The 26,930-nt window shown below is 72.6% G+C and carries 22 protein-coding genes; 7 read left to right on the plus strand and 15 right to left on the minus strand.

The genetic code is table 11. The annotated features are described in order from the left end of the window. Positions 1-303 precede the first annotated feature (303 nt). The gene (locus ACGF4C_RS28560; RefSeq protein ID WP_393569801.1) at positions 304-1,686 is read left to right on the plus strand and encodes a D-alanyl-D-alanine carboxypeptidase family protein; all 1,383 of its coding nucleotides are present in this window, start codon (positions 304-306) and stop codon (positions 1,684-1,686) included. A gap of 324 nt (positions 1,687-2,010) precedes the next feature. Further along, positions 2,011-2,214, plus strand: a complete 204-nt coding sequence (locus ACGF4C_RS28565; RefSeq protein ID WP_030416471.1) for a cold-shock protein — start codon at positions 2,011-2,013, stop codon at positions 2,212-2,214. Positions 2,215-2,294: 80 nt separating this feature from the next. On the opposite strand, the gene ACGF4C_RS28570 is transcribed toward ACGF4C_RS28565, so the two are convergent. From ACGF4C_RS28570 to ACGF4C_RS28580, 3 genes are all read right to left on the minus strand, one after another. Beyond that, the gene (locus ACGF4C_RS28570) at positions 2,295-2,873 is read right to left on the minus strand and encodes a GNAT family N-acetyltransferase (protein ID WP_393569804.1); all 579 of its coding nucleotides are present in this window, start codon (positions 2,871-2,873) and stop codon (positions 2,295-2,297) included. Between the two features lie 58 nt (positions 2,874-2,931). Beyond that, positions 2,932-3,120: an antitoxin gene (locus ACGF4C_RS28575; protein ID WP_393569806.1), complete on the minus strand. Its 189-nt coding sequence runs from the start codon at positions 3,118-3,120 to the stop codon at positions 2,932-2,934. Positions 3,121-3,197: 77 nt separating this feature from the next. Beyond that, positions 3,198-4,223: an alpha/beta hydrolase gene (locus tag ACGF4C_RS28580; protein ID WP_393569808.1), complete on the minus strand. Its 1,026-nt coding sequence runs from the start codon at positions 4,221-4,223 to the stop codon at positions 3,198-3,200. Positions 4,224-4,453: 230 nt separating this feature from the next. Between ACGF4C_RS28580 and ACGF4C_RS28585 the strand changes: the two genes are divergently transcribed. Then, positions 4,454-4,726, plus strand: a complete 273-nt coding sequence (locus ACGF4C_RS28585) for a hypothetical protein (protein ID WP_393569810.1) — start codon at positions 4,454-4,456, stop codon at positions 4,724-4,726. A 24-nt stretch (positions 4,727-4,750) separates the two neighbouring features. Here ACGF4C_RS28585 and ACGF4C_RS28590 read toward each other — a convergent pair whose 3' ends face one another. From ACGF4C_RS28590 to ACGF4C_RS28615, 6 genes are all read right to left on the minus strand, one after another. Next, positions 4,751-7,795 carry an alpha-mannosidase gene (locus ACGF4C_RS28590; protein WP_393569812.1) on the minus strand — a complete coding sequence of 1,015 codons (3,045 nt, stop codon included), beginning with the start codon at positions 7,793-7,795 and terminating at the stop codon, positions 4,751-4,753. Between the two features lie 82 nt (positions 7,796-7,877). Next, on the minus strand, positions 7,878-9,962 hold the full coding sequence (locus tag ACGF4C_RS28595) for an endo-beta-N-acetylglucosaminidase (protein ID WP_393569814.1): 2,085 nt from the start codon (positions 9,960-9,962) through the stop codon (positions 7,878-7,880). Further along, positions 9,959-11,266 (minus strand): glycosyl hydrolase, encoded by a 1,308-nt coding sequence (locus ACGF4C_RS28600; protein ID WP_393569816.1) that lies wholly within the window; start codon positions 11,264-11,266, stop codon positions 9,959-9,961. Before ACGF4C_RS28600 ends, ACGF4C_RS28595 begins: the two co-directional genes overlap by 4 nt. A 50-nt stretch (positions 11,267-11,316) precedes the next feature. After that, positions 11,317-12,180, minus strand: a complete 864-nt coding sequence (locus tag ACGF4C_RS28605) for a carbohydrate ABC transporter permease (protein WP_393569818.1) — start codon at positions 12,178-12,180, stop codon at positions 11,317-11,319. Beyond that, the gene (locus tag ACGF4C_RS28610) at positions 12,177-13,046 is read right to left on the minus strand and encodes a carbohydrate ABC transporter permease (protein WP_393569820.1); all 870 of its coding nucleotides are present in this window, start codon (positions 13,044-13,046) and stop codon (positions 12,177-12,179) included. Before ACGF4C_RS28610 ends, ACGF4C_RS28605 begins: the two co-directional genes overlap by 4 nt. A gap of 12 nt (positions 13,047-13,058) precedes the next feature. Continuing rightward, positions 13,059-14,354, minus strand: coding sequence for an ABC transporter substrate-binding protein (locus ACGF4C_RS28615; protein WP_393569822.1), 1,296 nt, complete (start codon positions 14,352-14,354; stop codon positions 13,059-13,061). 271 nt (positions 14,355-14,625) lie between these two features. Between ACGF4C_RS28615 and ACGF4C_RS28620 the strand changes: the two genes are divergently transcribed. From ACGF4C_RS28620 to ACGF4C_RS28630, 3 genes are all read left to right on the plus strand, one after another. Beyond that, the gene (locus ACGF4C_RS28620; protein ID WP_393569824.1) at positions 14,626-15,717 is read left to right on the plus strand and encodes a LacI family DNA-binding transcriptional regulator; all 1,092 of its coding nucleotides are present in this window, start codon (positions 14,626-14,628) and stop codon (positions 15,715-15,717) included. Between the two features lie 1,058 nt (positions 15,718-16,775). Further along, positions 16,776-18,269 carry an SDR family oxidoreductase gene (locus tag ACGF4C_RS28625; RefSeq protein WP_393569826.1) on the plus strand — a complete coding sequence of 498 codons (1,494 nt, stop codon included), beginning with the start codon at positions 16,776-16,778 and terminating at the stop codon, positions 18,267-18,269. 51 nt (positions 18,270-18,320) lie between these two features. Next, positions 18,321-19,763, plus strand: a complete 1,443-nt coding sequence (locus tag ACGF4C_RS28630; RefSeq protein ID WP_393569829.1) for a phytoene desaturase family protein — start codon at positions 18,321-18,323, stop codon at positions 19,761-19,763. A 48-nt stretch (positions 19,764-19,811) separates the two neighbouring features. On the opposite strand, the gene ACGF4C_RS28635 is transcribed toward ACGF4C_RS28630, so the two are convergent. The 3 genes from ACGF4C_RS28635 to ACGF4C_RS28645 form a co-directional block, all read right to left on the minus strand. Further along, positions 19,812-20,261 carry a spore-associated protein A gene (locus ACGF4C_RS28635; RefSeq protein WP_362144208.1) on the minus strand — a complete coding sequence of 150 codons (450 nt, stop codon included), beginning with the start codon at positions 20,259-20,261 and terminating at the stop codon, positions 19,812-19,814. Positions 20,262-20,510: 249 nt separating this feature from the next. Next, a complete protein-coding gene (locus ACGF4C_RS28640; protein ID WP_393569832.1) occupies positions 20,511-21,383 on the minus strand; it encodes a lysozyme in 873 nt (290 codons plus the stop codon). A gap of 380 nt (positions 21,384-21,763) precedes the next feature. Next, the gene (locus tag ACGF4C_RS28645) at positions 21,764-22,420 is read right to left on the minus strand and encodes a transglycosylase SLT domain-containing protein (RefSeq protein ID WP_393569834.1); all 657 of its coding nucleotides are present in this window, start codon (positions 22,418-22,420) and stop codon (positions 21,764-21,766) included. A 706-nt stretch (positions 22,421-23,126) separates the two neighbouring features. On the opposite strand from ACGF4C_RS28645, the gene ACGF4C_RS28650 reads away from it, so the two are divergent. Continuing rightward, the gene (locus tag ACGF4C_RS28650; RefSeq protein WP_388965868.1) at positions 23,127-23,318 is read left to right on the plus strand and encodes a hypothetical protein; all 192 of its coding nucleotides are present in this window, start codon (positions 23,127-23,129) and stop codon (positions 23,316-23,318) included. Positions 23,319-23,404: 86 nt separating this feature from the next. Here the strand turns inward: ACGF4C_RS28650 and ACGF4C_RS28655 are convergent, their stop codons facing one another. The 3 genes from ACGF4C_RS28655 to ACGF4C_RS28665 all read right to left on the minus strand — a co-directional run bounded on the left by ACGF4C_RS28655 (position 23,405) and on the right by ACGF4C_RS28665 (position 26,820). Continuing rightward, complete coding sequence (locus ACGF4C_RS28655) at positions 23,405-24,121, minus strand: transglycosylase SLT domain-containing protein (protein ID WP_393569837.1); 717 nt, start codon at positions 24,119-24,121, stop codon at positions 23,405-23,407. 498 nt (positions 24,122-24,619) lie between these two features. Further along, positions 24,620-25,546: an alpha/beta fold hydrolase gene (locus ACGF4C_RS28660; protein WP_393569839.1), complete on the minus strand. Its 927-nt coding sequence runs from the start codon at positions 25,544-25,546 to the stop codon at positions 24,620-24,622. A gap of 8 nt (positions 25,547-25,554) precedes the next feature. Continuing rightward, complete coding sequence (locus ACGF4C_RS28665) at positions 25,555-26,820, minus strand: beta-ketoacyl-[acyl-carrier-protein] synthase family protein (protein WP_393569841.1); 1,266 nt, start codon at positions 26,818-26,820, stop codon at positions 25,555-25,557. Positions 26,821-26,930: the final 110 nt, after the last annotated feature.

The raw sequence follows: 26,930 nt of genomic DNA on the forward strand, positions 1-26,930 counted from the left end.
CGCCCCCACCCACCCGCACACTCCCCCAACGGGAGGGGACGGGCCGGAGGGGCCGGTGTTTGGGACGTAAAGCGACAGCAGTCCCAAACACCGGCCCCGCAGGCCCGTCACCGCACCCACCACAAACCCAGCCCGCCGCAGGCGCAACGGCGACCAAGCCCCGCGGCGGGACAGACGAGTACGTGCGGGGCGCCGCCAAGCGCACAACGGCAAGCCCCGCGGCGGGACAGCCAAGTACGTGGGAAGTCACCGGATGGCGTAGGCCAACCAGCGCCCCGCCCCCGTCGTTCTTAGCGTGGGCTCATGTCGAGCGCGAGATGGGCCCCCGTCAGAGCCGTGACCGTCGTGGCGTTTTGTGCCGCCGGACTGCTGGCCGTGCCCGCTCCGGCACCGGCCATCGGCGCGTGCCGGAGCGTACGGGCCGATGGCCCGTACGGCGTCGACGATCCGCGGGCCGGGGCCCGCCCCGCGGCCGATGCCGGGAGCCGGCTGGACCGGCGCGGAGTGCAGTTCGTGGCCCGGCGGGACGTACCGGAGCCGCCGATGGTCTCCGCGTTGTCGTGGATGGTGACGGACCTGGGGAGCCGCAAGGTGCTGGCCGCCAAGGACGCCCATCGGCCGCTGCCGCCCGCCAGTACGCTCAAGACGCTGTTCGCGCTGACCGTGCTGCCGAAGTTCTCCCAGGGGACGGTGCACACCGTCTCCATGGAGGACCTGGCCGGCATCGAGGCGGGCAGCTCGATGGCCGGGCTCCAGGAGGAGGTGCCGTACCACGTCGCCGACCTGTGGCACGGCGTCTTCCTCAGCTCCGGGAGCGACGCGGTGCACACCCTGGCCGCCATGAACGGTGGCTGGAACAAGACCATCGACGACATGCAGGAGACCGCGCGCCGCCTCGGTGCCCGCGACACCCGGGTGGAGTCCGCGGACGGCTTCGACACCCCGGGGCAGGTCTCCTCCGCCTACGACCTGTCGCTCTTCGGGCAGGCCGGGCTGACCAACCCCGACTTCGCGGAGTTCGCCGCGACGAAACGGGCCCAACTCCCGCAGGGCGGCGGCCCGGACGCGTTCGGCATCCAGAACACCAACCGGCTGCTGGTCGGCTCGCACGGCGTACGCCCGTACGAGGGACTGATCGGGGTGAAGAACGGCTACACGACGCATGCCGGCAACACCCTGGTCGCGGCGGCCCGGCGGGACGGCCGGACGCTGCTGGTCACCGTGATGAACCCGCAGTCCGGCGCCTCGAACGCGGTCTACGAGGAGACCCGGGCGCTGCTGGACTGGGGCTTCGAGGTGGCTCCCCGGGCCGCCGCGGTGGCCATGCTGCCGGGTGTCGCCCCGGGCTGGCGGGACGCCGGGGCCGGGCACGTCGCCCACCGGCCGGCATCGCTGCAGCCCCTGCACGTGGCCGGTGCCCCGGGGGACGCCGACGGCGCGGGGCGCCGGCGGTGGCTGCTGACGTCGGCCGCGGCGGTCGGGGTGATCGCGGCCGCCGGGCTCGGCACCGGGCTGTGGTGGCGGCGCCGCAAGCCGTGCGCGGCCACGGAAACGGCGGCCGGAAAGGGCCCGGAAACGGCGGCGGGGAAGGCCCCGGAGGCCGCGGCCGGGAAGGCCCCGGAGGCGGTTCCGGAAGCGGGTGCGGAGGCGGTTTCGGAAACGGCTGCGGACCGGGAGCGGGCCTGACGGTCAGTCAGGCAGTCAGGTGGACGGGCCAACCCGCCGGCCCCGCACAAACATCCGATAGGTCAGGTATACGGAGGACATCCGGTGGCCCTGGCCCGGTGAAGGGCGACGCGTCCGTCACGGACCTGCCGCCCGCCGGGCGTTGCTCGGTGTAGCGTCCTGAACAGCTGTCGTGGTTCCGAAGTACCGGGCGCCCGTGTCGCATTCACGGGCGTTCTTGCTGTGCGTGTGCGTGTGCGGTGCGTCTCCGGACCCAAGGCGATCACCTCCGGGTGCCGCAAGTCGCGGAACCCGATCCGAGCCCCTTGAACGAAGGAGACAGATATGGCTTCCGGCACCGTGAAGTGGTTCAACTCGGAGAAAGGCTTCGGCTTCATCGCCCAGGACGGCGGCGGCGCCGACGTCTTCGCGCACTACTCCAACATCGACGCCACCGGCTACCGCGAGCTCCAGGAGGGCCAGAAGGTGACGTTCGAGGTCACCCAGGGCCACAAGGGCCCGCAGGCGGAGAAGATCCGGCTGGCCTGACCCGTCCGCGGCACGCGGCAAGGGGCGCCCGTTCCCGTCCGGGGGCGGGCGCCCCGCCGTGTCCGGATGTGGCCGCGGCCTTACGGGCGGCGGTCGTTGAGGATCTTCTGGAACAGCCGGTGGTCGCGCCAGGCGCCGTTGATGTGCAGATAGTTCTCGGCCGTGCCGAACGCGGTGAAACCGCACTTCAGCAGCGTGCGCTGGGACGCGAGGTTGTCGACCAGGGTGCCCGCCTGGACGCGGTGCAGGCCCAGCTCGGCATCGGCGGCGGCACAGACCGCGGTCACCGCGGCCGAGGCCAGGCCGCGGCGCAGCTGGCCCGCGTCGATCCAGTAGCCCAGGTTGGCGCTGCGGAACGGTCCCAGCACGATCCCGGTCAGCGTGATCGCGCCGACGACCTCGGGCTCCCCGGCACCGTCGTCCGGCCGCCGCTCCAGCACCCACGGCATGGTCTGCCCGGCGCTCCGTTCGGCGAGCAGGCCGCGCAGCCGGGCCGCCTGGCCGTCGGTGGTGAAGAACGCGTCGTCCCGGTCCGGCTCCCAGCGGCGGAGATGGTCCCGGCTGCGCCGGTAGGACCGGGCGAGGCCGGCGGCGTCCCTTGCCGTGGCGGGGCGCAGCAGGACGTCAGGGGTCAGCCGGGCGGACGACACGGAGATCATCCGCACAGCGTACGGGCGGGGCGGCGGTCCGGCACCGCCCTTGGGAAAACCCGTTCGGTCAGGTCTGCGGCGGCTGGTCCTGGTCCCGGCCGAGCTGTTCCTTGAGCTTGTCCTGGGCCGTGTCGACCTGCCCGGAGTACTTGCCCCGGGTCTTCTCGTCGAGCATGTCGCCGCCCTTGTCGACGCCCTTGCCGGCCTGCTCCTCGTGCCCCTTCAGCATCTGCTTGAGCTTGTCCATCACGGACATGGTGTGACCTCCTCGGGACGGCCCCCGCCCCTCCAGGATCTCCCCCACTCAGGTGATCTGCATCCGCGCGCCCGGAGTCAGGAACGGCTCGGAACCGGGGCCTTCAGGTGGTCGCTGATGAACTTCAGGGAACCGTCGGCCATGCCCTTCTGGTAGTCCCAGGCGTTGTGCCGGCCGTCGGGTATCAGCTGCAGCGCGGTGTGTATCGGGCCCTTGCCGTAAGTGGTGCGGAACTTCTGGACGGGCAGGGTGACGGCCCGGGACTCCCGGGTGCCCACCTGAAAGGCGAGGTACACGTCCGGGCCGCCCTTCCGGAGCAGCCGTCGGGCAAGCTTTTCCGGGTCGTTGGCGTCCTTCTCCGCCTGGTGCCCGGCCCACAGCGGGGAGTCGGGCACGATGTCCGGTCCGCTGGCGATCGCCGCCTTGAACTTGTCCGGGTGCGCAAGGACGGACTTCAGCCCGGCGAAGCCGCCCGAGGACGAGCCCATGAACGCCCAGCCGTCGCGGGACCGGTAGGTGCGGAAGTTGGCCTTCGCCAGGTCCACCACGTCCTCCGTCAGCCAGGTGCCCATCTTCTGCTGTCCGGGTATGTCGCTGGCGTCGTGGTACCGGGTGTCCGGGTTGAGCATCGGCATCACCACGATGAACGGCAGGCTCTTGCCCTCCGCGGTCCACCGGGTGAGGTTCTCCTGGAGCTTGATGTCGCCGCCGACCCAGTAATTGGTGACCCCGTCGGCGTCCTGCGGGCTGCCCAGCCCGCCCGGCAGCGCGATCAGCACCGGGAATCCGCTCTTGGCGTACTTCGGGTCCTGGTACTCCTTCGGCGCCCAGACCCAGACGCTGCCGGTGACCCCGGACTTGCGGCCCTTGAGCGTGGTCCGGGCGATGTGCGTGCCGTCGTCGAGCGTCCGGGTGACCCGGAAGTCGCTCTTCGGGCCCGTCGGCATACGGGTGTCCGCGTCCACGGGCTTGACGGGCGCGGCCCCGTCGGGTTTGCCGCCGGCGTTGAAGTCGACCGGCTGGCCGCTCTCCGAGCAGCCGGTGAGCAGTGCGCAGGAAGCGACGAGGGCGGCCGCGAGCGCGACGGCGTAGGGGTGTTTCAACGGGGACTCCGGGGCGGTGGATCAACGGCACGTGCCCTTGCACGTGCTCATATAGAGGGAAAAGGGGTGGTGTGGGTTCCCTCGCGCCCGGTCGGCGGGACGATGCGGTGCGGGGGCCCCGGCGCGGACCGGTTCACCCGAACGGCCCTGTGCGCCCCGGCCGGTTCCGTAGCAGGCGCCCCGGGAGCGCTCGACGGGCACGGCACCGCGGTCCGGCCGAGAATGCAGCGGTGAGCGAAGAACACCGCAGTGCCGAGGACCCTGCCCGTGCCGCACCGGGTGACGAGGAACGCCGGCTCGCCCGCAAGGCGCTGGCCGGCCGGGCGCGGGACGCGGCGGACCTGTCGTTGCTGATGGACATGCTGGGCCTGGATCCGGCCGGGGACCCGGGCCGGGGCGCCGCGCACCCGCCGGCGGCGGACCACGGCCGCAGCCCCGGACGCGGGGCCCGGACCGGCCGCGCCCGTTCCCTGCTGCGGCCGGATCGGGGAGACACGCCCTGATCCGTTCCCCGCCGCGCCGACCGGCTACCGGGCGCCGCCCGCCCGGCGCAGCCGCAACGTGACGATCTGGAACGGGCGCAGCCGCATCCGCACGGAGTTCCCCTCCCGGTCGAGCGCCGGACCGTCCTCCCACGGGCGCTCCAGCAGATCGGTGGCGACCGCGCCGGTCAGCTCGAACCCGGTGCTGAGGACGGCGGTCGCACGCCCGCCGTGGGCCTCGTGGAGACGGACGACCACATCGCCGCTCCCGTCGTCGGCGAGCTTCACCGCGGTCACCACCGTCGCGTCGTTGTCGACCGCGACCAGCGGCGGCACCGCGGCCGCACCGGTGATCCGGCGTTCCGGCAGATTGATCCGGTGGCCCTCGCGCACCGCGTCGGCGATCCCGGCGCCGGGCACCAGCGCGTAGCGGAAACGGTGCCGGCCCTGGTCGGTCTCCGGGTCCGGGAAGCGCGGGGCGCGCAGCAGCGACAGCCGCACGGTCGTGGTGGTGCCGCGGTCGCCGTCGTCCCGGACGGTACGGGTCACGTCATGGCCGTAGAGCGCGTCATTGACCAGTGCCACGCCCCAGCCCGGCTCCCCGACGTGCACGAACCGGTGCGCGCACGCCTCGAACTTGGCCGCCTCCCAGCTGGTGTTGGTGTGCGTGGGCCGGTACAGATGCCCGAACTGGGTCTCCGCGGCGTACCGCTCGGCGTGCACGTCCAGCGGGAACGCGGCCTTGAGGAACTTCTCCGTCTCGTGCCAGTCGACCTCGGTGTCGATGTCCAGCCGCCGCTGCCCGCGCGCCAGCGTCAGCGACTGCGCCACCCGCGAGTCCCCGAACGTACGGGACACCCGCACCGTGGCGGCGTCCGGGCCCACCGCACCGAGGACCACCTCGTCCGCGTCCGTCAGATCGGTGACCACATCGCGGTAGAACGCATCCACGTCCCAGGCGTCCCACATGTTCGGGAAGTCGGGGTGGATCTGCAGCAGGTTCGCCGCCGCCCCGGGAGCCACCGTCTCGCGGCCGGCCGCCAGGTCGTACGCGGAGACCACCAGCCCGCGGCCGTCGATCCCGATCCGCAGCAGACCGTTGGTGAGCGTGAAACCGCCGTCGTCGCGGGGTGCGACGGACACCTCCGGGCCCTCGGCCACCGGTGGTGCCAGCGCACCGGCCGCCACCCCGCCCCGGGCGTGCGGCGCGGAGTTGGCCACCAGCCCGCTGTCCCCGCCGCCGGCCAGCGCCGTCAGCGCGCCCGCGATCAGCCCCTCCAGCTCGGCGGCGACCGCCGCGTACGTCGCCGCCGCCTCCCGGTGCACCCAGGCGATCGACGAACCGGGCAGGATGTCGTGGAACTGGTGGAGCAGCACCGTCTTCCAGAGGCGGTCCAGCTCCTCGTACGGATACCGGTGCCCGCACTTGACGGCGGCGGTCGCCGACCAGAGCTCCGCCTCACGCAGCAGCTGCTCGCTGCGCCGGTTGCCGCGTTTGGTCCTCGCCTGGCTGGTCAGGGTCCCGCGGTGCAGCTCCAGATACAGCTCGCCCACCCATACCGGCGCCTGCGGGTACTCCGCCTCCGCCCGCGCGAAGAAGTCCGCGGGCTTCTCCCACACCACCGTCGGCGAACCGTCCAGATCGCGCAGCCGCCGGGCCTTGGCGACCATCTCGCGGGTGGTGCCGCCGCCTCCGTCGCCCCAGCCGGTCGGCGCCAACGAGTGCCGGGCCACCCCCTTGTCCTTGAAGTTCCGTACCGCGTGGGCGAGTTCACCGCCCGACAGCTGACAGTTGTAGGTGTCCACGGGTGGGAAGTGGGTGAAGATCCGGGTGCCGTCGATGCCCTCCCAGCGGAAGGTGTGGTGCGGGAAGGAATTGACCTGGCTCCAGGAGATCTTCTGGGTCAGCAGCCACTTCGCGCCCGCCGCCCGGATGATCTGCGGCAGCCCGGCGGCGAACCCGAAGGTGTCCGGCAGCCACGCCTCCTCGTTCTCGACGCCGAACTCCTCCAGGAAGAACCGCTTGCCGTGCACGAACTGCCGGGCCATCGCCTCGGACCCCGGCATATTGGTGTCCGACTCCACCCACATCCCGCCCGCCGGCACGAACCGGCCCTTTGCCACCGCCTCCTTGACCCGGGCGTAGACCTCCGGCCGGTGCTCCTTGAGCCACGCGTACTGCTGCGCCTGCGACATGGCGTAGACGAACTCCGGCTCGTCCGCCAGCAGCGCCGTCATGTTCGACGTGGTCCGCGCCACCTTCCGGACCGTCTCACGCAGCGGCCACAGCCACGCCGAGTCGATGTGGGCGTGCCCCACCGCGCTGATCCGGTGCGCCGAGGCCCCCGCGGGCGCCGCCAGCACCTCCCGCAGCTCCGAACGGGCCGCCCCGGCCGTCGCGTTGACGCGCTGCAGATCCACCGCGTCCAGCGCCCGGCCGACCGCCCGCAGCACCTCCCAGCGCCGCGGACCGTCCACCGGGAGCTCCGCCATCAGCTCGCCCAGCACCTCCAGGTCCTGGACGAGCTCCCACACCTCGGTGTCGAACACCGCCAGGTCCATCCGCGCCAGCCGGTACTGCGGCGCACTGCCCGCGGTCTCCCGGTCGCCCAGCGGCGTGGGCAGGAACGGATGGACGTCCAGGATCACCGGGTTGGACGCGGCCTCCAGATGCCATTCGACACGCTCCCCGCCGCGTACCGGCGCCCCCACCCGCACCCACTGGTTCCGCGGGTTGAGCGCCTTGACCGGGCTGCCGTCCGGCCGGTGGACCAGTGCCTCGCACTGGAACCCCGGCATCCGCTCGTCGAAGCCCAGGTCCAGCACCGCCTCCACGGTCCGCCCGGCCCACTCGGCCGGCACCTGCCCGCGGACCCGGAACCAGGTCGTCCCCCACGGAGCGCCCCACGCATCACCCACCTTCACCGGCGTGTGCGCGGCGGCCAGCCCCTCCGCCACGGGCACCGGCTCACCGGGCGCGACCCAGGCCGCGACCTCCAGGGGGACCGACTCCGGGTAGAGCGCCGGCCGGATGCGCTCGTCCAGGACCCGCTTGAGCCGGGCTTCGACCAGTGCGCGATCGTCATGCATGGAGGGGCTCCGTAGCGTCGAGACGTCGAGGAAGTTCGGGCAGGAAGGCCGGCCGGGAAGGGCGGCCGGGAAGGGCGGACGGTCACCAGGGGACGTCGGTGCGGGCGGGCGCCGAGACGGTGAACAGTTCGTGCACCGCGCGCACCTCCAGCCGGGCGGCCACCTCGTCCGCGGCCCGCCGCAGCCCGCGGACGTAGTACGCCGTGCCGCAGGTCCCGCCGAGGAACTGCCGTGCCCCGGACGGGAGTTGGCGATGGAGCTCGTAGTGGCGCACCGGCCCGGCGGCCCGCTTCCAGCGCAGCCGCAGGGCGAGCGCCCCGTCGGCGGTGGCGCGGCCGGTGACCCGCAGCCCGGCGGGCGCGGCCGGCGCCCCGGCACGGTCCTGGATCGCCAGCGCCCCCAGCCGCCAGGCCACCGCACCGCCGCCACGGCCGGTCAGCCGCACCCCCAGCGCCCGGACCGTCCCCGGCACCAGCGGACCGAGCCGTACGGTGTCGGTGCGCCAGCCGCCGCCCGGCTCCAGCGTGCCCGCCGGCAGGAAGGCGTACGGAGCGGGCTCGCCCGGCGCCGGCGCGTCCCGTAGCGCCACCGCCACCTCGACGGTCACCGGCCCCGACGACGGATCGAGGCGGTGGGTGAGGCCGACCACCGTCTCCGCACCGGCCGGCAGCCGCGCCGGGAACAGCTCCAGTGTCGCCGGGGCGCCCGCCGCGCCACGCACCAGCAGACTGCTGCCGCCGCGCCAGGCCGCGGCGAAGTCCAGCGAGACCTCCGGGCGGGCACCCGCGGTGCGCACCGCCCAGCGCCGCGGCGGCAGCACGTCCTGCAACCCGAGATGGCTCCAGGGCGCGTCCGAGACCGCGCGCCCGTCCTCGTACCAGCGCAGCCCGTGCCCGGTGTTGAAGCTGGTGGCGAACGGCAGCGCGGTCAGCACCGACCGGTCCGCGACCACCGCGGCGGGCGCCCGCCAGCCGTCCCCCGCACCGCCCGGCACCGTCGGATCCAGGGCCTCGCCCGACCAGAACCGGTCGTCCGCGGCATGGAAGTCACCCGGCGTACGCCCCTCCGGCAGATGCGTCAGCGTCCACTCCGGCCGGTAGAAGCCGTACGAGACGACGTGGTCGCGCCCGGCCGGGACGATCGCCTCCCAGTCCGTGCGGGTGTCCCAGCCGGCCGATTCGACATCGACCCCGGCCCACAACTCGTAACGGCCGCGGCCCAGTTGACCGGCGAGACGGCCCGAGTCCGCCAGCGACCGGGCGGTCCAGCGGAAGTCGACGAACATCGAGTCGGCGACCGGCCCGGCGGCGTCCTGGAAGAACGGCCGGTTGAGGTCGTTCAGCGCACCCTGCCAGCCGACCTGCCCGGTCCGGTTCATCGCGTCGTACCACGTGATGCGCAGCCCGTGCCGGGCGCCCGCCGCGCGCAGCGCCCGCAGGAAGCCCTGCATGTCGGCGGCGAGCGCGGCGTCCCCGCCACCGGTCTCCGCGTTGACGAACCAGCCGTCGAAGCCGTACGCCGCGGCCACCTGCGCCAGCTTCGCGGCGAGCGGGAAGCGGCCGGCGGCGTCCTTCCGCACCAGGTCGCGGGTCCAGCGCAGCTGCCCGCCGTAGGCGGCCGGCGGCAGGAAGACGGTGCCCAGCACGGGCACGCCGTTGCGGTGCGCGGCGTCCACGACCGGGGCGTTCGGCGCGAGGATCAGGCCCTCGCCGGACGAACCGCCCCAGAAGACCAGCTCGTCGAGGTACGCCCAGTGCGTCGGCGCGTAGGTGTCCGCGGTCGCCGAGCCCTGCGAAGGGTTGCCCGCGGTGTGGTCGAAGGCCACCAGTGCGCTGATCCGGGCCTGCCCGGCACGGGCCGAGGTGTTCGCCGGCACCGGCGTGAACCGCTCGGCGAGCGGCACCGTCGCCGTGTTGAACGGCAGGTCCCGGTCGGCCCCGGGCGTCCACGCCGCGAGGCTGCGCCACACCACGCCGTCGTCCGGCGTGCCCTCCGGCAGCGAATCGGGGAACCAGTACGACGCGTACGGCTGAAGCGGGTCCGAGGTGCGGTGCCGGCCGGCGGCCACCGCACCGCCCGTGACCGGCGGGCCGAACAGGGCGGCCGCGGCGCCCGCCCCGGCCAGCAGCACACGACGGCGGGGGACGGGCAGCGGGCGGTGGGTCATGAGGTGCTCCTCCGATGGGGAACGGACGGCGGCCGACGACGCGCGGCGCGGGCCGGGCCGCCGGCTGCGCGCACCTCGTCGGGTGACACGACCTCGGTGATGCCACGGGACGCCAAATGCTCCCGGTCCTCGGCGAGTTCGGCCAGTACGAGGGCCGGGCGGGCGCCCTGGGCGGCCAGCTCCGCCCATGCCTCGAAGACCGGCCCGCCGGGCGCACACACCGACCGGTGCGGCGCCGTGTCGGCCCCGCCCACGTCCACGACCAGCGCGCAGCTCCGCACCGGCGGCCGGTGCTCCCGTCCGCGCCACCCGGCGGCCAGCGCCGCCAGCGCCCGCCCGGCCGGCTTGACCGTACGGTCGGTGCCGAGCAGCCCGAGCCCGTACTCCAGCTCCGGGAAGTCCGCCAGCGACCGGGACACGTCGTGCGAACACCACCAGGTGACGCCCCACAGGTCCGGACAGTCCAGGACGGCCGCGACGGTCGCCGCGGTGAAGTGCGCCGCCCGCTCCGCGGGGATGTGCGGTGCCGGCGCGCCGACCTCCTGGAGCCACACCGGGCGGTGCGGGTCCCTCGCCCACGCCTTGGACAGCTCGACGAGATAGGCGGCGTGCTGCTCGGTGGCGGTGCCCGCCGGCCCGTGGCGCTGCGCGGTGCCGTTGAACACCCAGGAATGCACGGCCGTCACGGCACCCAGCCGGGCCGCCTGCGCCGGCGTGAACGGATGACCGTCGCGGTACCAGGCGGCGTCGTACGCGGCGTGCAGATGCATCCGGCCCGGTGCGCCGCGCTCGCAGGCCGCCAGCATCCGCTCCAGCCAGGCCGCGGCCTCCGTGCCGGTGAGGTGGTCCGGGTCCGGATGCGGGCCGTCGGAGAACTGGTTGATCTCGTTGCCGAGCGTCATCCCGAGGAAGTGCGGGCGGTCCGCGAGCGCGGCCGCCAGCGTGCGCAGGTACTCCTCCTGGCCGGCCAGTACCTCCGGGTCGGTGAAGAGGTTGCGGCGGTGCCAGGTCCGCGTCCAGGCGGGCAGGAAGTCGAAGCTGGACAGATGGCCCTGCAGCCCGTCGACGGCGACGTCGAGCCCGCGCTCGGCCGCCGCGTCCGCGAGCCCCACCAGCTGCTCCACGGCGCGCGGCCGGATCAGCGTGCGGTTCGGCTGGAACAGCGGCCAGAGCGGGAAGACCCGGATGTGGTCCAGGCCGAGCGCGGCGACGGAGTCGAGGTCCGCGCGCACCGCGTCGAGGTCGAAGTCCAGCCAGTGGTGGAACCAGCCTTGGGTGGGCGTGTAGTTGACGCCGAATCGCATGGGACTCCTGTGGGGTCGAAGGCGGTGGGCTACGGCGGGACGGCCCGGGCTCAGCCCTTGACGGCGCCCTCGCCGACACCGCGGAAGAAGGAGCGCTGGAGGCAGGCGAAGAGCACGATCAGCGGGAGCACGGCGATGACGGTGCCGGCCGCCACCAGCCGCTGGTTGTCGGCGAAGGTGCCGTGCAGGAAGTTCAGGCCGACGGTCAGGGTGAACTTCGACTGGTCGCTCAGCACGATCAGCGGCCACAGGAAGTCGTCCCAGGCCCCCATGAAGGCGAAGATCGCCACCACCGCGAGGGTGCCCCGCACCGACGGCAGCGCGATCCGCACGAACCGCTGCCAGGCGTTGGCGCCGTCGACGAAAGCCGCCTCCTCCACCTCGTACGGCAGCGCCGCGAAAGCGTTGCGCATCAGCAGCACGTTCATCGCGCCGATGCAGCCCGGCAGCACCACCCCGAGCAGGGTGTTGTTGAGCTGCAGCGTCCGCATCGTCACGAACTGGGCGATCATGATGCTCTCGACCGGGACCAGCATCGCCATGAGGAAGACCACCAGCGCGGCCCGGCGGCCCCGGAAACGCAGCCGGGCCAGCGCATAGCCGGCGAGCGCCGCGCCCGCGCAGTTGGTGAGCACATTGGCGGTGGCGACCTTCAGGGAGTTCAGGGCGAAGTCCCAGACCGGGATGATCCGGGCGACGCCCGCGTAGTTCGCCAGCGTCACCTGATGCGGCACCAGGCTCGGCGGATAGCGGTAGATGTCCTCACCGGGGCCCTTGAGGGAGGTGGACAGCTGCCAGAGGAACGGCCCGACGGTCAGCGCCAGTACGGCGAGCAGCAGCGCGTAGCGCAGCGCCAGCTGCCACCGCGGCAGCCGCCGCCCGGCGCGGACATACCGCGGCACGGTCGCGCTCATGCCTCCTCCTTGCGGTTCGCGCGCAGCACCAGCAGCATCAGCCCCAGGGTGATCACGAAGACCACGACGGACAGCGCCGAGGCATAGCCGACCCGGCCGGACAGGCCGGTACCGGCCTGCTGGACGAGCATCACCAGCGTGGTGTCCTCACCACCGGGCCCGCCGGTCGGGCCGGCCATCAGATAGATCTCGGAGAACACCTTGAACGCATTGACCGACGACAGCGCGGCCACCAGCACCATCGTGGAACGCAGTGCGGGCACCGTCACGGTCAGGAAGCGGCGCACCGCACCGGCCCCGTCGACCGCACAGGCCTCGTGCAGCTCCCCGGGGACGTTGGCCAGCGCCGCCAGATAAATGATCATGTAGTAGCCGAGGCCCTTCCAGACGGTGACCGCCATGGCGCTGAGCAGCAGCAGCCACGGATCACTGAGGAACCCGGCCGTCCCGAGGCCCAGCCCCTCCAGCAGCGCGTTGACCAGCCCCCGGTCGTCCAGCAGCCACACCCAGATCAGCGACACCACCACGACCGAGGCGACCACCGGGGTGTAGAACGCCGCCCGGAAGAAGGCGATCCCGGGAATCTGCCGCTGCACCAGCATCGCCAGCAGCAGTGGCAGGACCACCAGCAGCGGTACGACCCCGAGGACGTAGAGCACGCTGTTGCGCAGCCCGGTCCAGAACATCGCGTCGTGGATCAATTCGCGGTAATTCGCGCCCCCGACGAACTGCCCCGCGGTGAGCGTGCGGGCATCGGTGAAGGAATGCGCCACCGTGCTGAGGAACGGATACAGACCGAAGGAGAGGGCGATCAGCAGCCCGGGGGCGAGGAACAGCCAGGGACTCGCGGCATGGTGTCTTTTCACGGCGGCCTCGGCTCAGCCGGTCTTCAGCAGGCGATTGCACTCGGCGACCGCACCGTCCAGCGCCGCCCGGGGCGACTGCTTGCCCTGCACGGCCCGGGCGACCGCATTGCGCAGCACGGTCTTCATCTGGTCGCTCAGCAGCACCGGGGTGTAATTCACCGCGGTCTTCAGCGACTTGGCCGCGGCCACCCGCACCCGGGTCGCATCGGTGCCGTCCTCCTTGGTGAAGTACGGATCGTCCAGCGAGCCCTTGGTGCTCGGGAAGATCGTGACCTTCCTGGCGAACGCCATCTGGTTCTTCTTGTCGGTGACGAAGTGCGCGAAGGCCACCGCCGCCGGCTTCACCTTGCTCTGCGCGTTCACCATCAGGCCCTGGACGTACATATTGGCCTTACCGGTGTTGTTGACCGCGTCGGTGATACCGATGTGCCGGTACAGGCTCGGCGCGTCCTTCTTGAAGTTCTGCAGATCGAGCGCACTGCCCGGGTTCATGGCGACGGACTGCTGCTCGAACTTCCGCCCCGCCGACTCGGCCTGTGCGGTCAGCGCCTGGGAGTCCAGCGCCCCGGCCGCGTACAACTCCTTGTAGTGCCGGAGCAGTTCGACGCCCTTGGGCTCGTTGAAGGTGAACTCGCTGCCCCGGGCGTTCATCAGCCGTACGCCGTACCGGCCGAAGTCCTCGATCGACGGCGTGCCGGCGAGCATCGCTGTCTTCCGGCCGCTCTTCTTCGCCATCGCCACCGCGTCCGTGAAGAGCTGGTCATAACTGGTCGGCGGTTTGTCCGGGTCCAGCCCGGCCTTCCGGAACAGCTCCTTGTTGTAGAACATCGGCCCGGTGTTCAGATACCAGGGAAAGGCGTAGACGCCCGGCAGGCCCGGCATCCGGTGGCTCTTCCAGGCCCCGTCCAGATATTCTCCGCGGTATTTCCCGGCGGCCTTTTCCAGATCGAGGGCGAGCCCGGCCTTCGCCAGCGGGTAGGCGAGATCCGGCGATACGTTCACCACGTCGGGCAGGGTGCCGCCGGCCGCGTCCGCACTGAGCTTTTCCGGATATCCCTCGGCCGGCTGGTCGATCCACTTCACCCGGGTATCCGGGTACTTCCGCTCGAAGTCCTTGACGAGCCCCTCGAAGTAATCCTTGAAATTCGCCTTGAGGTTCCAGGTCTGGAAGGTGACCTGGCCCTCGACCTTCTCCGAGGCGTCCTCCCCGGTCCCGCCGCCGGTACTGCAGGCGGTCAGGGTGAGCGCCGATACGGCCAGTGCCACGACCGCGGCACCGGCTCGGCGGGGAACGGTAACTCTGCGCATCGCTGGCGGCTCCTCTGCTCGGACCAGGCCGCGGGAAAAGCCGCGCACCGGCCCCGGGAGAGAGCATTCCAGGCCGTTTCGGCGGGTATTCCGCAGGACCTCGGGCGACAACGCGGCAGACGCTACTAATGCGCTTTAGTGAGTGTCAACACCCGTGCTGAAGACCGGACTTCGAAAGGTCCGCCGAGGGGTTCGGCACACGTTTGACACACCGTCCCCCGCTGATCAGACTGAGCCGCACTAATGCGGTTCAGCACGAGGAGAGCCCGCCATGACAGCGCCCGGTGAGGCCGCCCGCCGCAGGCCGGCGCGCCGGCCCACGATCAAGGACATCGCCCGCCGGGCCGGGGTCTCGGAGAGCGCCGTCTCCTTCGCGCTCAACGACCGCCCCGGCGTCTCCGACGACACCCGCGCCCGGGTCCGCCGGGTCGCCGAGGAACTCGGCTGGCAGGCCAACAGCGCCGCCCGCGCCCTCTCCGGCGAACGCGCCGGCGCCCTCGGACTCGTCCTCGCCCGCCCTGCCCGCACCCTGGGCGTCGAATCCTTCTTCCTGCAGCTCGTCTCCGGCATCCAGGAAGTGCTCTCGGCCCGGAAGATCGCCCTGCTCTTCCAGGTCGTCGAGGACCTCGACACCGAGTGCGCCCTCTACCGCCGCTGGTGGGCCGAACGCCGGGTGGACGGCGTCCTCGTCGTCGACCCCCGCACCGACGACCCCCGCCCGGAACTCCTCGCCACGCTCGGCCTGCCCGCCGTCGCCATCGGCGGCCCGCCCGGCCCCGCACCGACGGATCAGGAGCCGGACGCCGCGCCGCCACCGCCGCTCCCCACCGTCTGGGCCGACGACGCCAGGGCCATGGCCCGCGTCCTGGACCACCTCCACGGCCTCGGCCACCGCCGGATCGTGCACGTCGCGGGCCTGCCCGACCTCGCCCACACCGCCCGCCGGATCCGCTCGCTGCGCACCGAGGCGGCGCTCCGCGGCCTCACCGAGCGGCAGGTCCGCTCGGTGACCACCGACTACTCCGACGCGGAAGGGGCCGAGGCCACCCGCCGCATCCTCGACGACGCCCGGCCGCCCACGGCGATCATCTACGACAACGACGTGATGGCGGTGGCCGGCGCCTCGGTGGCCGCCGAGCGCGGCATCCCCGTCCCCGCCGCGCTGTCGATCGTGGCCTGGGACGACTCGGCGCTCTGCCGGGTCACCCACCCCCGCCTGACCGCACTGGTCCGCGACACCCCCGGCTTCGGCCGGCTCGCCGCCCACGAACTCCTCACGGTCCTCGACGGCGGCCCACCGCGCACCGTCCAGGGCGAACTACCCCACCTTGAGGCCCGGGAGAGCACCGGCCCCTGCGGGTGAGGGTGGCCGCCCACGTACTCGGCTGCGGCGCCGTGGTTGTCGCTCGCCGTTGCGCTTTGCGGCGCCCCCGTACGTAGCTGGCTGTCCCGCCGCGGGGCGTCTCGTCGTTGCGCGCTTTGCGGCGCCCCGCACGTAGCTGTCTGCGGCGCCGTGGTTGTCGCTCGCCGTTGCGCTTTGCGGCGCCCCCGCACGTACCTGACTTTCCCGCCGCGGGGCTCGCTCGCCGTTACGCCTGGCGGCGGGCGTTTGTGTTTCGGGTGCGGTGCCGGCCCTCCAGACTTCGTCCTCCGGTCCAGCCCCTCCCGTGAGTGGGGGGAGGAAGCTGGGTGGGGGCGTGCGTCGTCGTACAGGCGCGTCTTGTTGCTTCGTTGCTTCGTGTCGTGGGAACGCGTGGGAATACCCCTCCCCGCGCGCCGAGTTGAGGACCCGTAGGGGGCGCTCGCGACCCTTACGGGATCTGTTCGAGCGTCCCCTACGGGTCCCCAGGACCCCTTGCATCCCCAACGCCCGCCCCCACCGACCGTATTCCCTCCCACACGCGGGAGGGGACGGGCCGGAGGGGCCTTGTTCATGGACGTAAAGCGACAGCAGTCCATGAACAAGGCTCCGGAGGTCCGTCACCGCACCCACCACAACCCAGCCCGCCGCAGGCGCAACGGCGAGCGAGCCCCGCGGCGGGAAAGCCAGGTACGTGCGCGGCGCCGCAAAGCGCAACGGCGAGACGCCCCACGGCGCCGCAGACAGCCACATACGGGGGCGCCGCAAAGCGCGAAACGGCGGGATGCCCCGCGGTGGGACAGACTGGTACGTGCGGGGCGCCGCAAAGCGCAACGGCGAGCAAGCCGCGCGGCGGGAAGGACAGGTACGTGCGGGGCCGCCGCACAGCGCAACGGCGAGCAAGCCTCGTGGCGGGAAGGACAGGTACGTGCGGGGGCGCCGCAAAGCGCAACCGAGAGCAAGCCCCGCGGCGGAAAAGACTGGTACGTACGGGGCGCCGCAAAGCGCGCAACGGCGAGACGACCCGCGGCGGGACAGCCGAGTACGTGGGGAGGCCAGCCATGGGCGATGCCCTGGTCACCGGCGCCACCGGCTATCTCGGTGGCCGCCTGGTGCCCGAGCTGCTCGCCGCCGGATACGCCGTCCGGGCGCTGGCCAGGACACCCGAGAAGCTGCGCGACCACCCCTGGGCCGGGGCGGTGGAGATCGTCCGCGGCGACGTCACCGACGCCGGCTCGATGCGCCGCGCGCTGGCCGGCGTCGACGTCGCGTACTACCTCGTGCACGCCCTCGGCAGCGGCCGGCGGTTCGAGGAGACCGACCGGCGGGCCGCGCGGATCTTCGCCGAGGAGGCCCGCGCCGCCGGTGTGCACCGCATCGTCTACCTCGGCGGGCTCACCCCGCGCGGCATCCCCGAGCGGGACCTCTCACCCCACCTGCGCTCCCGGGCCGAGGTCGCCGACATCCTGCTGGCCTCCGGCGTGCCCACCGCCGTGCTGCGCGCCGCGGTCATCATCGGCTCGGGTTCCGCCTCCTTCGAGATGCTGCGCTACCTCACCGAACGGCTGCCGCTCATGATCACGCCGAGCTGGGTGCGGACCCGCATCCAGCCCATCGCCGTCCGTGACGTGCTGCGGTACCTGGTCGGTTGTGCCCGGCTCCCCGCCGACGTCAGCCGCACCTTCGACATCGGTGGCCCGGACGTCCTCACCTACCGCGACATGATGCAGCGCTACGCGCGGGCCGCCGGGCTGCCGGAACGGCTCATCCTGCCCGTCCCCGTGCTCACCCCCGGCCTGTCGAGCCTCTGGATCGGCCTGGTCACCCCCGTCCCGCCGGGCATCGCCCGGCCCCTGGCCGAGTCGCTGCGCCACGAGGTCGTCTGCCACGAACACGACATCGCCCGCTACGTCCCCGACCCGGACCCGCCGGGCCACCCGCTGCCCTTCGACGACGCGGTGGACCTGGCGCTGCGCCGGGTGCGGGACGCCCAGGTCGCCACCCGCTGGTCCGGCGCCGCCGTACCGGGCGCGCCCAGCGACCCGCTGCCCACCGACCCCGACTGGGCCGGCGGCAGCCTCTACACCGACCGGCGGGAGATCACCGTCAACGCCCCGCCGGAGACGCTCTGGCAGGTCGTGGAGGGTATCGGCGGGGAACACGGCTGGTACTCCTTCCCGCTCGCCTGGGCGGTGCGCGGCTGGCTGGACCGGCTGGCCGGCGGAGTGGGGCTGCGCCGCGGCAGACGGGACGCCGGCCGCCTCCGGGTCGGCGACTCGCTCGACTTCTGGCGCGTCGAGGCGGCCGAGCCGGGGCGGCTGCTGCGGCTGCGCGCCGAGATGCGGCTGCCCGGCCTCGCCTGGCTGGAGATGACGGTCGCCCGCGACGCCGAGGGCCGCACCCGCTACGCCCAGCGGGCGCTGTTCCATCCGCACGGGCTGACCGGCCATGCGTACTGGTGGTGCGTCGCGCCCTTCCACGCCGTGGTGTTCGGCGGCATGGCCCGCAACATCGCGGCCGCCGCCGAGGCCGCGGCCGCCACCCGACCGGCGTGAACTCCGCACCCCCGCACGCCGGTTCCGCGTACGCCTTGGCATGCTGACGGCATGACGAAACGGGTGGGACGGGAACGAGACACGGCGGTCGTGGTGGGCGCCGGACCGAACGGGCTGGCCGCGGCGGTCACGCTGGCCCGGGCCGGCCTGAAGGTGACGGTCTTCGAGGCCGCCGACGAGATCGGCGGCGGCGTCCGCAGCGGTGAGCTGTTCGCCCCCGGCCTGCTGTTCGACCACTGCTCCTCGACGCATGTGATGGGGGCCGGGTCGCCCTACCTGCGCACGCTGGACGTCGCTGCGCACGGGCTGGAGTGGTGCCGGCCGGAGATCGACCTTGCCCATCCGGTCGACTCCGGCGGCGCGGGCGCGCTGTACCGGTCCCTGGCGCGGACGGCGGACGGGCTCGGCGCCGACGGGCCGGCGTGGCGGCGGCTGTTCGGCCAGCCGGCCGCCGACGCCGAGGTGCTCACCGACGCCGTCATGAAGCCCCTCCTGCGGGTGCCCCGGCATCCGGTCCGGCTCGCCCGCTTCGGGCTGCGGGCCCTGCAGCCCGCCACCGCGCTCGCCGGCCGTTTCCGTACGGAGGAGGCGCGCGGCCTCTACGGCGGGGTGGCGGCGCATCTCTTCGGACCGCTGAACGGGCCCGCCGCCGCATCCGTCGGACTCATGATCATCGCGGCCGGTCACCGGTTCGGCTGGCCGGTCGCGAAGGGCGGCTCCGCCGCCATCGCCCGCGCGCTGGCCGGACTCCTCACCGCCGCCGGCGGCCGGATCGAGACCGGCGTGACCATCCGCTCGCTCGACCAACTCCCGCCTGCCGCAACGGTGTTGCTCGACCTGGCACCGGCCGCCGCGGCCTCCGTGATCGGCGACCGGCTGCCGCCCCGGGTCCGCCGCGCCTACACCCGCTACCGGCACGGCCCCGGCGCCTTCAAGCTCGACCTGGCGGTCGAGGGCGGGGTGCCCTGGCGCGCCGACGCCTGCCGCCGGGCCGGCACCGTCCACCTCGGCGGCAGCTTCGCGCAGATCGCGGACGCCGAGCGGCAGGTCCACCGCGGGCGGATGCCCGAGCACCCGTTCCTCCTGGTCTCCCAGCAGTACCTCGCCGACCCCGGCCGCTCCGCCGGCGACGTCCACCCGGTCTCCGCGTACGCCCATGTGCCGCACGGCTACCGCGGTGACGCCACCGCCGCGATGCTGGCGCAGTTCGAGCGGTTCGCCCCCGGTACCCGCGAGCGGATCGTCGGCCTCACCGCCACCTCGACCGCCGATCTGGAGCGCGGCAACGCCAACTTCGTGGGCGGCGACATCATCGGCGGCGCCAACACCCCGCTGACCTTGACGATGCGTCCGCGGATCGCGCTGGACCCGTACGCGACGGGTGTGCCGGGGGTGTACCTCTGCTCGGCGTCGACCCCGCCGGGCGCCGGCGCCCACGGGATGTGCGGCCACAACGCGGCGCGCTCGGCGCTGCGGGCGCTGGGCATGGGCTGACGGCGGTCCCCGGATGGGCTGCCGGGACCGCCGTCGGCCGCCGCGCGGTCAGCGGTGGGTGACCACGCCGGGCGCCATCCGGCCGCAGTTGGAGCCCGAAACGCTGACGCTCACCGTCTCGATCGCGCCGCCCCAGTCCACGCACCGGCCCTTTGCCGGGAGGTACACCGGACCGGCGTAGGTGGTGTATTGCCCGCTGTCGTAAACCCACTCGGAACTGCCGTCGGTGGCCGTGAGATACGTGTAGACGTACACCGGCTTTCCGGGGCTGTTCCGCACGGTCACGACACAGTTCTTTCCGGTCTTCGCGCTGTACGTCAGGTACACGGTCCCCTTTCCGGTGACCGGTACGGAATTCACCACACGGTAGCCGCTGCCACAGGCCCCGTTGTACGCGGCGGCGGTCGGTGCGGCGGTTGCGGTGGTCGCCGTGGCCATCGTGGCGAGTCCTGCCACGGCGAGTACGGCGGATCCTGCGATGGCACGTGAACGCTTCATGGGAATACCCCCGTCGGGTGGGTGCGTCGCGTGGTCATTTCGCAGTGTTGGACCCGGAGCGGCACGGAAAGGTTGTAGTGCCGCGGGAATTGCCCGTTGTTCGAATTGAGTGGTCGACACCCGGTGCCGGTGCGGCGGTGTGCTGTGTGTGTGCCCGGCAGGGCGCCGGACGGCGAACGGCCGGTCCCCGGCGCCCGATCACGGGGCGCCGGGGACCGGCCGGAAGCAGAGCGGGGGAGGGGCCGCCGGTCAGTCGTCGTCGTCCTCGCCGTACGCGAGGACCTTCAGCCGGCTGTAGCTGCCGTTGAAGCGGTTGCGGTCGCCGACCGGGTGCCCGTGGGAGGTGTGCTGCCAGATGCTGTGGTACCGCCAGCCGCCCGGCAGCGCGCCGACGGACGAGCCGTAGCGCGGGATCCACAGCGGATTGCTCCGGCCGAACTTCCCGGAGTTTCCGGTGCACCGCTTCCACCAGTTCGTGGACGTGTAGATGACCGGGTCGCGCCCGGCCTCCTCCCGGTAGGTGCGCACGAAGTCGTGGATCCAGCTGATCATCCCCTTGGCGCTCTTGCCGTAGCAGGTCGCGCCGTAGGGGTTGTACTCCATGTCGAGCGCGCCGGGCAGCGTCCTGCCGTCCCGGGACCAGTCGCCGCCGTGGTTGGCGAAGAAGCGCGCCTGGGTGGCACCGCTGGAGTGGTCGGGCAGCGCGAAGTGGTAGGCGCCGTGGATCATTCCGGCGTGGTACGAGCCCCGGTACTGCTGGGTGAAGTACGGGTTGGTGTAGTTGGTCCCCTCGGTGGCCTTGACGTACGCGAAGCGCACCCCCGACCTGCGCAGTGACCACCAGCCGACCTTGTGGTTGTGGCTGGAGACGTCGACCCCGGCCACCCCCCTCCTGCCGTACGACGCCCGCGGCTCGATGCCGCCGGCCCGGTCGACGCCCTCGTGGAGCGCGATGGTGGATCCCATCCAGTCCGCATCGGGGTGGGCGGGTCTCTTCGCCGCGTCGGTCGCCGTGGCCGATCCGGGCAGTGCGAGGGGCAGAGCGAGCACGGAGAGGAGAGAAACGAGCGTTCCGGCCGTGGCGACTTTACGGCGGGCCGGACCGGATCTGCGCAAGGGCATCGCATGCCTCCGAGGCCTTCGGTTGAGTCAGGTACGGCAGGATTTGAGCAGAATTCTGCCGATAAGAGACTTATACGCAGAGCTGCCTGACTCTATGACCCAACAGGCCGTCGGTCCGCCGACCGGCCCCGCATCTCACCCGTCCGGCGGGCAGGGACGGTCACCCCCGGTCGTCCGGGCCGGTCCCCGCCAACCGACAGAGCGGGCCCCGGCTGTGCCGGGGCCCGCTCCGCGCGCAGCGGCGAACGCGCCATTCCGCCGCTTCGCAAGCTGCTCCTCATGGCGGGCCGGTCGGGCCCGCGTTTGTGATCCGTCTCTCCCGTGACCTGGTGGTCCGGTGAAGCCGGCAGCATCGCCGGCGACGGCTCCGCGCCGTCGGCTCAGTAGGCCGAGTTGACGTTGTCGATCGAGCCGTAGCGGTCGGCCGCGTAGTTGGCGGCGGCGGTGATGTTGGCCACCGGGTCGGTCAGCTTGTTGGCCGTGCCGGAGACGTGGTAGCGGTCGAAGGTGGGCTGGATCACCTGCAGGAGGCCCTTGGACGGGATGCCGTTGATGGCGTTGATGTCCCAGTCGTTGACGGCGTTGGGGTTGCCGCTGGACTCGCGCATGATGTTGCGGTGCAGGCCCTCGTAGCTGCCCGGGATGCCCTTGGCGTGCATGATGTCGAGCGCCTCGCGGATCCAGCCGTCGAGGTTGTTCGGGTAGTTCTTCACGGCCTTGCGCTCGGCGGAGCGGTTGGCGGCCTGCTGGGCGGTGTGCTGCTTGGCGACCGCGGTCACCTTGATGTGGTCGGCGACCGAGGCGGTCACCGGGCGGCCGGTCCTGGCGTCGTCGGCCTTCTTGGCCGGCAGGCCGTTGGCGCTGACGGGCTTGACCGCGGCCGGAGCGTGCTCAGACGCAGCCTGTGCGGTGTCCGGGGCGGAGGTGAGCGCCAGACCCGAGGTGGCACCCGCGGCGGCCAGAACGGCCACGGCGACCTTGTGGGTGCGGGTGATGCGGGTCATACGGACAGCGCGGGGCAGGGTGAAGCTGGGCATGCAGAGGGACCTCTTCCAGGTACGGGATCGGGGAGCGGCCTTTGGCGGCGCGTTGCGGACCGGAGGTCTTTGCCGCGTTCGCCCTCGGGGCGTTCACCGCGACTCGCTCTCGGCGCGTCGGAATCCATGTTTAGCGACGGTCCGGAATCGAGGCAATGGTGCTCTGTACTACCCATCTTCGTGAGAAAACCCCGCTCCCTGAAGTAATGAGCGTTTCCCACCGCGTTGACCTGGAAAAGCGGCGGTTCCCATCGACTAGGCATGGTCGTAAGTGACGTACATCGCGTGCCGCGGGTCACCTGGAAGCGGCCGGAAAGCCCGCGTTATCGGGGTGCTTAAGTTGCCTGGCTCACACCGCAATTACCGCCCGGCCGCACCGTTTCATGCACCGGCCGCGGCCGATTCATCCGCCCGGCTGCCCGTTGTGGGCCAGCGGGATTCGATAAATGTGGTGCGGGGCACTGTTGCTGAGCCCAAAAGGGCGGCATTTGTGCGCCAATTCACGTGCGGCAGACCGCTGTGCATTTCCGGCCGGGGCGCCCCGCGGTACGGCGCGGGCTCGGCCGTTGGGGACGCCGCCGCTACGGCAATACGGCGGTGCTGCTGGTCCGTTCGCAGCAGCGCCCCGGACTGTCGCATGACGGCGCGGTCCCGGCTCCCTGACAGTGACACCCACACAGTCGTCACTCACCGTAGGGAAGTGCTCATGCTCCGTCGTATTGCCGTTGTTGTCACCGGTCTTCTCGTGACCGGCGTCCTTGCCGCGGGGTCCGCGGCCGCGGCGCCCGTCGACGACCACCACCACCTCTCTCCCAGGGAAGAGGCGGGACTTCGCTTCGCCGGCGACGTGCTCGACGCGCTCTTCGGCGGTGGCCCGGCCCGGCACGGCCGCTACTGACGGCCCGCCCGCAGGCCGGAAAACGGCAGTGGCCCCACCCGCGCGATGCGGGCAGGGCCACTGGACGTGGAGGTGCTACTGGCGGCTCAGTAGGCCGAGTTGACGTTGTCGATCGAGCCGTAGCGGTGTGCCGCGTAGTTGGCGGCGGCGGTGATGTTGGCCACCGGGTCGACCAGGTTGTTGGCCGTGCCGGAGACGTGGTAGCGGTCGAAGGTGGGCTGGATCACCTGGAGCAGGCCCTTGGACGGGATGCCGTTGATGGCGTTGATGTCCCAGTCGTTGACGGCGTTGGGGTTGCCGCTGGACTCGCGCATGATGTTGCGGTGCAGGCCCTCGTAGGAGCCCGGTATGCCCTTGGCGTGCATGATGTCGAGCGACTGGCGGATCCAGCCGTCGAGGTTGTTCGCGTAGCGCTTGGGAGCGGCCTTCGGCTTGGCCTTGGGGGCGGCCTTCGGCGCCTGGGTCAGCGCCTTGCGCTCGACGGAACGGCCGGCGGCGGCCTTGGCCGTGCGGCCCTGCTTCTCGACGGCGGTGACCTTCAGCCCGTCGGCGACGGACGACGCCACGACCCGGTCCTTCTTGCCGTCGTCGGCACGGTCCTTGGCGGTCAGCGGCATGCCGTCGGCGCTGACCGGCTTGACCGCGGCCGGTGCGTGCGCGGACGGCGTCGCGGCATCGCTCGGCGCGGCGGTGAACGCCAGCGCGGCGGCGCAGCTCGCGGTGGCCACCAGCGCCGCGGAAGCCTTGTGGGCGCGGGTGATGCGGACGTTGCGGGCGGCGCGGGGCAGGGCGAAGCGGGACATGCGGATGTGACCTCTTCCAGGGCTTGGTGGCGGGGGAGGCGGCCTTCGGTTGGCGCGTGAGGACCGAGGGTCGTTTCCGCGCTCGCCGCTCCGGCAGAGTTCGCAGACGTTCTCGGTGCTACCCGGAACATGGTTAGCGCCCGCCCTGGAGGGTGGCAAAGAGGTGTTGTACTACCTCTCTTCGTGACTTGAGGAGAGATGTCCGATATAAATTCCTGATTTCCCCCGAATCGCAGGCGTCACTTCCCCGCGGCCCTCGACTAGGAATGGCCGTACGTGACGTACGTCGCGTGCCCGGCATCACCCGGAACCGCCCCCGCGCCCCGCTCGGGACCCCCGCCGGAGTTACCCCGCTCACACCCCGCGGTCCGGCCCGCAGACCCCGCGCGGAAAGGAAAAGCGCCCCCTGCGAAGTCCGCGGGGGGCGCTTTCCCCTGTCGCCGGGGACAAACCCGGGGTGAATCTCGGATGGAATCCCGGCGTCTCGGTCAGCCGGGCCTATCCCACCGCAACGGAAGGAAGCTCCTGGAAAGCGGCGCCACGGGCCGGTGGCGGCACCGGGCGGGGCACCGGGGCCAGCGCGGGGGCGTACTCCAGCGGTTTGTCGGTTACGAACCGGGCCACCAACTCCGCGACGTCCTCGGCCCGTTCGAGCACCACCCAGTGATCCGTGTCGGGGACGGTCAGGAAGCGGCTGCCGGGAATCCGCGCGGCGAAGGCCCGCTGCCGCTCCGCCGACGTCACCGTGTCGTGCTCACCGCTGAAGACCAGTGTGCGCACCCCGGCCGGCACACCGGAGAAGTCCGGGCGGTCGGTGAGCGCCCGACCCAGCGCCTCCGCCGCATGGGGCGAGTGCCGCGCCGCGTGCAGCAGCGTCCGCCGGACGTACCGCCGCGCCGGCGCCCGCCGGGTGACGTACCGGTCCTCGTCGAGGCACATCAGGGCCTCGGTGACCATCGTTGCGAAGGTGCCGGCGTCACCGCGCGCGAGGTGGTCGGCGGCCCGCCGCCACAGCGCCAGCTGCCCGCCGGTCAGGTGCGCGGGCACACCGCCGAGGGCCAGCCGCGCGATCCGCCCGGGCACCCGCCGGGCGCACCCGTGCGCGAGGCCCGCGCCGTAGGAGAAGCCGAAGAGGTTGATCCGCGGCACGTCCAGGTCGTCGATGATCCGCTCCAGGGCGGCGCACAGCAGACCGTGGGCCGGCCCCGGCGGCAGCGGATCGGCGGCCCCCATCCCGGGCAGATCGGCGGTCACCACGTCCGCCACCGGGCCCAGCCGGTCCTCCATCTGCGGCCAGCCGAACATGCCCTGCAGCGCACCGCCCAGCACCACGACCGGCTCGGTGACCGGCGCCGCGGCGCGCAGCCGCCGGTAGGCGAAGCCGACCCCGTGCACCGACAGTGACCGGACCGTCTCCTCGTGCACGCCGCCGCCTAGCGGGTCAGCACGAGGGCGGCGTTGTGCCCGCCGAAGCCGAGCGACGTCTTGACCGCACAGTCGAAGGACGCCCGCCGCGGCTGCTGCCGAACGATCTCCAGCGGCAGCTGCGGATCGGGCACGTCGAGGTTTGCGGTCGGCGGCACCAGCTGCTCCTCCAGCGCGAGCACGGTGAGTGCGGTCTCGATGCCGCCGGCCGCGCCCAGCGTGTGGCCGGTCATCGCCTTCGTGGACGTGACCAGCGGATGGTCCCCGATCACCCGCCGCAGCATGGTGGCCTCGATCAGGTCGTTGACCACCGTCGACGTGCCGTGCGCATTGACGTGTCCGACGTCGCCGGGCCGCACCCCGGCGTCCGCCATCGCGGTGCGCAGCGCCTGCTCGATGCCGTTGCCCTCGGGGTCCGGGGCGACCGCGGCATAGGCGTCGCTGGAGGCCCCGTAACCGCTGACGTGCGCCCGGACCGGCGCCCGGCGGGCCGCCGCGTGCTCGGGCCGCTCCAGTACGAGCAGACCGGCGCCCTCACCGACCACGAAACCGTCCCGGGTGGCGTCGAACGGCCGGCAGGCCGCGGCCGGGTCCTCCCGCCGGGTGGAGACCGCCTTCATCCGGCAGGCGCTGGCGATCAGCAGCCGGGAGATCGGCGACTCGGCGCCGCCGGCGATGGCGATGTCGCAGGCCCCGGTGCGCAGCAGCTGGTGGGCGGTGCCCAGGGCGACGGTCCCGGAGGAGCAGGCCGTCGCCACGCCCAGGCTGGGGCCGCGCACCCCGAGGTCCATGCAGACGCTGCTGGCGGCGCCGTTGACGACGGTCAGCGGGGCGAGCTTGGGGGAGACCCGGCGGGCGCCGCGCTCGGCCATCGCCGCGCTCTGCTGGTCGTAGAAGGGCAGCCCGCCGTGTGCGGAGCCGATGACCACCGCGACCCGGGAGCCGTCCCAGGTCTCCGGGTCCAGGCGGGCGTCCGCGATCGCCTCGCGGGCCGCGATCACCGCGAGCTGCGAGAAGCGGTCCATCAGCCGCTGGGCCGCCACGCCGAGCTGCTCGGTGGTGTCCAGGTCGGAGGTGTACATGAAGTCACAGGGCAGATCGGCGAGTTCGGGGTGCGGATGCACCCCACCGGGCCGGGTGTCCTGGGTGATCGCGTGCCAGGTGGCCTTCGCGGTGGCGCCCGCCGCGGTCACCATGCCCAGCCCCGTCACCGCCGCGGAGAACGGCTGCCGGCGGGCCGTCACGCCGTGACCGGAAATCGCTGGGCGGGGCATTCCTGGACCGGCGGGGCGTGGACAACTTCTGCCGCATTCACGAGGCGTTCCTCCGCTTGTTGGCGTGCCGCCCACCGCGTCATGGACGGGTCTCGCCGGTGGCCCGGCGG

The organism is Streptomyces sp. NPDC048197 (assembly GCF_043202395.1).
Taxonomy (GTDB): domain Bacteria; phylum Actinomycetota; class Actinomycetes; order Streptomycetales; family Streptomycetaceae; genus Streptomyces; species Streptomyces siderophoricus.